The organism is Erysipelatoclostridium sp. AM42-17, from assembly GCF_003480255.1.
In the GTDB taxonomy this organism is placed as follows: Bacteria; Bacillota_I; Bacilli_A; order Erysipelotrichales; family Coprobacillaceae; genus Faecalibacillus.
This window is the reverse complement of sequence record NZ_QUIN01000052.1, coordinates 1-1221: the sequence shown is the minus strand read 5'-3', so window position 1 is coordinate 1221 and position 1221 is coordinate 1. Positions and strand designations below refer to the sequence as shown.

Genomic DNA, 1221 nt, shown 5'->3' with positions numbered 1-1221 from the left:
CAGATTGTTGACAAACCTATACCTTTACATAAAGATATAGGTTTTTTATATCTTATACAGGCAATTTCAAAAATAAAATTGTCTTTTTTTCTATATTTTGAAGAATATACAGAAGATTTTGAGGATTTTCTTCTATATTTCCCTCTCCAAAGGGACATTTTCTTCAAATTATGGCACGCAAAAATCAACCAAGCATTCTGTTGGTTTTTCTTCAAGCCTTTCAATCTTGTAAAGCGTAGTCCATTGTTTTCCTTACAGTCTGCAAATACTCGTTCAATGGTTTCTTTTCTCTTTGGATAGATTTCTTTCCATTCCATAGTATGACGGATCTCATCAGCATATTCTCTAAATTCTTCCCATAGATGACGTTCAATAACTTTTGTCATATTTTTACTCTTTGTACATTTATTTCTAAGAGGACAATCTTTGCAGTCTTTTGGATTGGATTTATATTGTCTGTAGCCATTTCTTGTAGTTGTTGTATACATAAGAAGCTTATCATTTGGACATAGATAACAGTCATATTCTTCATCATAGACATATTCGTATTTTTTGAAGAACCCTTTTTTCGTCATTGGTCTTTTATATGGCATATAAGGAATTTGATTGTTTTGTACAATAGTTCTACATATTGCGGGTGTCATATATCCAGCATCTAACGATACATTCTTAATTAGGTATCCATATTTCCCATTGTTCAATTCTTCATAGACATCAAAAAAACTAACACTGTCATGTACATTTCCGGGTACTGTTGTAACTGCCAGTACGAACGAGTTCTTATCACAGAATGTTTGATGCGAGTACGCAAAACATTTTTCCTTCTCACCTTTATGGAAGCAGCCACTTTCTGGATCTATAGTGCTCTCTGTAATTATTTTAGTTGAAGTCTTTTTTACTTCTTTACCTGTTTCTTCATCATGTACATATTCTGTATGCACCATTGCATCGAATGGGGCCTTGCCTATGTATTCTCTATCTTCGTTGATTTCAGTCAACAGATCATCTTCGTATTTCTTTTTGATGATCTCTACTTCTTTTTTTTCACTTTTTCTTTTATTGGCATTTGCCCTCTGATGTGTGCTGTCTCCAAATACTGTTGTAAAATCAACAAAACCGTACGCAACAGCCTGTTCCAGAATTTCCATAAAGATTTCCTGAAAAATAGTTGAATCCTTATATCTGCGAATATAGTTCTGAGACCATGTAGAAAAGTTTGGA

Annotated in this window: 1 protein-coding gene; it reads right to left on the bottom strand. The window is 33.3% G+C overall.

Features of this window, described 5'->3' with window-relative positions:
• A partial coding sequence (locus DW911_RS10870) for an IS1182 family transposase (RefSeq protein WP_233543077.1) occupies positions 1-1166 on the bottom strand: 1166 nt, incomplete at its 3' end.
• Positions 1167-1221: the final 55 nt, after the last annotated feature.